Genomic DNA, 5,047 nt, shown 5'->3' on the forward strand with positions numbered 1-5,047 from the left:
CGCTCTTCGCGGCTTGATGCGGGTTCCTGACCTGTAGAGCCGAGCCATGCTCGGCTGGGGCATTACCGGGCAAGCCTCTGCCGAGCATGGCTCGGCACTACGCATGTCCCGGCATGACATGCCGGCAAGCTTGGCGGCCGCACGCAGCGGCCGCTGTATCATGGGCGTTATTCCCGCGCGCAACGCGCAGTCGGCCCTCAACGCCGGTCCATGATCCAGAGAGTCTTTCGCATGTCTTCCGCCCGTCCCGCCACGCTTGAACAGTGGCTTGCCCATATCGAACAGCAGCACCCGCAATCCATCGCGATGGGGCTGGAGCGCGTGCGCGAAGTCGCCAAGCGCATGCAGCTGGGGCAACCGGCCGCGCATTGCATCGTGGTCGGCGGAACCAATGGCAAAGGCTCGACCGTGGCCTTCATCGAAGCCATCGCCCGTGCCTCGGAGTGGAAGGTGGGTGCCTACACCTCCCCGCACCTGCTGCGCTACAACGAGCGCGTGCGCATCGATGGCCAGGACGTGGATGACGCCCGCCTTGTGGCAGGTTTCAATGCGGTCGAAGACGCACGTGGCGATACCCCGCTGACTTATTTCGAGTACGGCACGCTGTGCGCGCTGTGGTTGTTCCAGCAGGCCGGTTTGGATCTGGCGGTGCTGGAAGTCGGTCTTGGTGGGCGCCTGGACGCAGTCAACATCATCGATGCCGATGTGGCGGTGATCACCACCGTCGATATCGACCACGCCGATTGGCTGGGCAACGACCGCGAGGCTATCGGTGAGGAAAAGGCCGGCATCATCCGCGGCTGGAAACCGGTGATCCTGGGTGAGATCGATCCGCCCTCGAGCGTGCTGCGTCGTGCCTATGTACTTGGCGCCAATGCGATCCGCTTCGGCAGCGATTTCTTTGCCGAGGATATCGACGCCGAGCTGTGGCGCTGGCGTGACGTTTCGTTCCGACTGGAATTGCCGCAGCCGGCCTTGTGGGCGCCAATCCAGCGCAACAACGCCGCCACCGCGGTGGCCGCCTTGCGCGCGCTGGACAAGCCGGTGCCGCGCACCGCGTGGGCGCAGGGCGTGGCCGACGCACGGGTGGTCGGGCGTCTGCAGCGCTTCCAGCACCACGGCATTGAAGTACTGCTGGATGTCGGCCACAACCCGCAGGCTGCCGCCGCCCTGGCGACTGCACTGAAGGCCGAGCCGGTGGCTGGCCGTACCCTGGCGGTGTATGCCGCGCTGGCTGACAAGGACGCGGCCGGGGTGGTCGAGGCCTTGCAGGGACAGGTTGATGGCTGGTTCCTGGCCGGGCTCGAAGGCGCCCGCGGGCAGACTGCCGCTGAGTTGCGTGAACGTGTGGCACAGACCGACGTCGCGAGCGCCACGCTGTCCGACACGGTTGCCCAGGCGCTGGAGGCGGCAGTAGGCCAAGCCCGGCAGGGCGACCGGGTGCTGCTGTTCGGCTCCTTCCATACGGTGGCCGAAGCACTGCCACTGCTCCGTTCAGCTGACTAAGACGCTGCCGCGCGTGCCCCGCATATAATCACCGGGGCACTCCGCCGCGCCGCGCATACGCCAATTGTGGATACTCCTCTGAAACAGCGACTGATTGGTGCCATCGTTCTGGTGGCTCTTGCCGTGATCTTCCTGCCGATGCTGGTCAAAGGCCCGGCGCCCGATAGTGGCGTACAGGACGTGCCGCTGAGCGCGCCTGCAGCGCCTGGCGAAGGCCAGTTTGAAACCCGCGAACTGCCACTGGTAGCGCCCGGCGCACCGGCAGGCGGCGCCGTGGGCATGCCTGCCGCGCAGCCGGAAACCGGCGTCGCCGCAGCGCCCGAGCCGTCGGCCAGTGCCTTGCCGCCGTCGGCTGCCGCTGGCAACTACGCGGTCAACTTTGGTGCCTATGGCAGCGAGGCCGATGCCGATGCGGTGATCGCGCACCTGAAGAAATCCAATCTGCCCGGCTTCCGCCAGGCCGACACCATCAATGGCCGCCAGGCCTGGCGCGTGCGCATCGGCCCGTATGCCGATCGTGCCCAAGCCGAGTTGGTGCGGCTGGAGGCCGGCAAGGTTCGCAACGATGTGAATGCACAGGTCGTGGTGCTCAACGCCGCTGCCGAAAATGCAGTTCCGGCACCTGCCCCGGCTGCTGCAGCGGCCAGCAGCACCGCCACAGCGGCGGCCGCAACTGCCCCGGTACGCACCGAGGCCTTGCCGCCGGAGCCGGCCAAGCCGGTCGCGGCAGCGCCCAAACCCGAACCCAAGCCCGCTGCCAAGCCGGAAGCACCCAAGCCCGAACCGGCGCGTCCGGTCGCGGCAACGCCGGCACCGGCCAAGCCGGCGGTCACCACGCCGGCGGCACCGGCTGCCAGCGGCGTCGGTTTTGCCGTGCAGCTGGGGGCGTTTGGCCAGGCAGCCGACGCCAATGCGCTGCGTGACCGCGCCCGCGCGGCCGGCTTCAGTGCCTTTGTCGAACAGGTGCGCACCGACAACGGCGTGCTCAACCGCGTCCGTATCGGCCCGGTCGCCAGCCGCGAACAGGCTGAACAGCTCAAGGCACAGGTCGCGGCCAAGGTCGGCATTGCCGGCATGGTCCGCCCCCATCCTTGATGCGGTGTTCCTTGATGCGGCGTTGTATTCGGCTGACCGCTCACATGACGCCATCGCGCCTTCGCGGGGCATGCGGTGATTGATCTGGCGCTGTTGGCGCTGATCGGCGTATCGGCCCTGTTCGGGCTGATGCGTGGCCTGTTGGCAACCGTGCTGGGCGTGCTGAATTGGCTGTTGGCCGGCGCGGCAGCGTTCTACTACGGCGAGCGCGCGGCCTTGCTGCTGGCCGGCCAGGCCCAGCCCAGTGCCGGCGACTATGCCGGCGGTTACCTGCTGGTGTTCGTCGGCGTGCTGCTGGCGGCCAGCCTGGTGGGGCGCTTGCTGCGCGGGGTGGTGGATGCCACGGTGTTGCTGAAATGGCCGGATCGCCTGCTGGGGCTGGCCCTGGGCCTGCTGCGCGGGGTCTTGTTCGCGGTGCTGGCGGTACTGCTGCTGGGCTTCACCTCGATGCGCGAGGAGGCCGGTTGGCGCCAGTCCTCCGTGCTGCCCTGGCTGCAGCCGATGGCCGACAAGCTGCGCGAGAAACTGCCGCAGCCACCTGAATCGCCGGCAATGGCGCTGATGGACTTGGGGAAGTCGGTGTTGGCAGGCGATAATGGCGGACCGAACGAAGCAGATGCGGGCAGTGGCTTGCTACCGGCGCAGTTGGAGGGGACGCGTTTTGATCCCCGCCAAGGCAGCGGACAGCAAGGCCGAGCTGACCCGGCGGGGGCGTTGCCCTCCAACATCGATCCGGCGCAGGTGCGCCCGGGTCAACTCAAGCCGATACGGGTTGAGCCTCAGGGCCAGGCACGGCCACCTTCACGTTAACGGGCATCGCCCAGCGGAGATCGCGCAACATGTGTGGCATCGTCGGAATCGTCGGCAACCAGAACGTCGCCGGGCAGCTTTATGACGGCCTGACCGTCCTCCAACACCGTGGCCAGGATGCGGCCGGCATCGCCACCGCCGACGGCACCCGCCTGCGCGTGGAAAAGGCCAACGGCCTGGTCCGCGATGTGTTCGACGAGCGGCGCATGGCGCTGCTGCAGGGCCGCATCGGCATCGCCCATGTGCGCTACCCGACCGCTGGTTCGGAAGGCACCGACGAGGCGCAGCCGTTCTACGTCAACTCGCCTTATGGCATCGCCCTGGCGCACAACGGCAACCTGATCAATACCGAGGCGCTGCGTCGCCAGGTGTTCGAGGCCGATCGCCGCAACATCAATACCGATTCGGACAGCGAAGTGCTGTTGAACGTGTTCGCCTATGAGCTGGACGCGCAGCGCATGCTGACCCCGGAAGCGGCCATCCGCGCCGTGGCTGGCGTGCATCGTCGCTGCAAGGGCGGCTATGCGGTGGTCAGCGTGGTGCTGGGCCTGGGCCTGGTGGCTTTCCGCGACCCGCATGGCATCCGCCCGCTGGTGCTGGGCAAGCGCAGCCACGCCGAAGGCGACGAATACGTGGTGGCCTCCGAATCGGTGGCGCTGGACGTGCTCGGTTTCGAGCGCGTGCGTGATGTGGCACCGGGCGAAGCGGTGGTCATCACCGAACGCGGCGAACTGTTCACCGAAATCTGCGCCACCAACACCCAGCAGACGCCGTGCATCTTCGAGTACGTGTACTTCGCACGACCGGACTCGATGATGGACAACGTGTCGGTGCACAAGGCGCGCATGCGCATGGGCCAGAAGCTGGGCGAGAAGATCCTGCGCCTGCGTCCGGATCACGACATCGACACCATCATCCCAATCCCGGACACCTCGCGCGATGCCGCGCTGGAGATGTCCAACGTGCTCGGCGTGAAGTACCGCGAAGGCTTCGTCAAGAACCGTTACGTAGGCCGCACCTTCATCATGCCGGGCCAGGGTGAGCGGGTGAAGTCGGTGCGCCGCAAGCTCAACCCGATCCATCTGGAGTTCCGCAACCGCGTGGTGCTGCTGGTGGACGATTCCATCGTGCGCGGTACCACCAGCCAGCAGATCGTACAGATGGCGCGCGATGCCGGCGCACGCAAGGTCTACCTGGCCAGCGCCGCGCCGCCGGTGCGTTACCCGAACATCTACGGCATCGACATGCCGGCCGCCGAGGAACTGGTCGCACACAACCGCAGCGTCGAGGAAATCGAAAAGCACCTGGGCTGCGATTGGCTGGTTTACCAGGACCTGGAAGACCTGGAAGTTGCCGTACGCGAAGGCAACCCGGAGCTGAAGGAATTCGATTCGTCCTGCTTCAACGGCGAGTACGTCACCGGTATCGAACCCGGTTACTTCGAGCGCATCCAGCAGTTGCGTTCGGACGAAGCCAAGACCCAGCGCCGCGCCTGACCGCAAGCCGCGCTGTTGCGCGGCGTGCTCAAAGCCCACTCCCGCACGCAGCGCTCAAAGCCCCTTTCCCTGCGGGGTGAGGGGGGCAGTTTGCGAACCATCGGTTCGCTGCCCCTCGAACGCCCTTGCGCCAGCGCAAG

General features: G+C 66.9%; 4 protein-coding genes. All 4 read left to right on the plus strand.

Going from position 1 to position 5,047, the window contains the following annotated elements; all coding sequences use genetic code 11:
* Positions 1-231 precede the first annotated feature (231 nt).
* The 4 genes from folC (at position 232) to purF (ending at position 4,907) form a co-directional block, all read left to right on the plus strand.
* Positions 232-1,506 (plus strand): bifunctional tetrahydrofolate synthase/dihydrofolate synthase, encoded by a 1,275-nt coding sequence (gene folC, locus ABB27_RS17930; protein WP_057630501.1) that lies wholly within the window; start codon positions 232-234, stop codon positions 1,504-1,506.
* A 66-nt stretch (positions 1,507-1,572) separates the two neighbouring features.
* Positions 1,573-2,601 carry an SPOR domain-containing protein gene (locus ABB27_RS17935; RefSeq protein ID WP_057630502.1) on the plus strand — a complete coding sequence of 343 codons (1,029 nt, stop codon included), beginning with the start codon at positions 1,573-1,575 and terminating at the stop codon, positions 2,599-2,601.
* Between the two features lie 75 nt (positions 2,602-2,676).
* Positions 2,677-3,411: a CvpA family protein gene (locus ABB27_RS17940; protein ID WP_057630503.1), complete on the plus strand. Its 735-nt coding sequence runs from the start codon at positions 2,677-2,679 to the stop codon at positions 3,409-3,411.
* Positions 3,412-3,440: 29 nt separating this feature from the next.
* Positions 3,441-4,907 carry an amidophosphoribosyltransferase gene (gene purF, locus ABB27_RS17945; RefSeq protein ID WP_057630505.1) on the plus strand — a complete coding sequence of 489 codons (1,467 nt, stop codon included), beginning with the start codon at positions 3,441-3,443 and terminating at the stop codon, positions 4,905-4,907.
* Positions 4,908-5,047: the final 140 nt, after the last annotated feature.

Source organism: Stenotrophomonas terrae (genome assembly GCF_001431465.1).
GTDB lineage: Bacteria > Pseudomonadota > Gammaproteobacteria > Xanthomonadales > Xanthomonadaceae > Stenotrophomonas > Stenotrophomonas terrae.

What these genes read in the sequence shown, in the direction of transcription:
- folC (WP_057630501.1), top strand. Translation starts at nt 232, where the DNA reads ATGTCTTCCGCCCGTCCCGCCACGCTTGAACAGTGGCTTGCCCATATC.
- purF (WP_057630505.1), top strand. Translation starts at nt 3,441, where the DNA reads ATGTGTGGCATCGTCGGAATCGTCGGCAACCAGAACGTCGCCGGGCAG.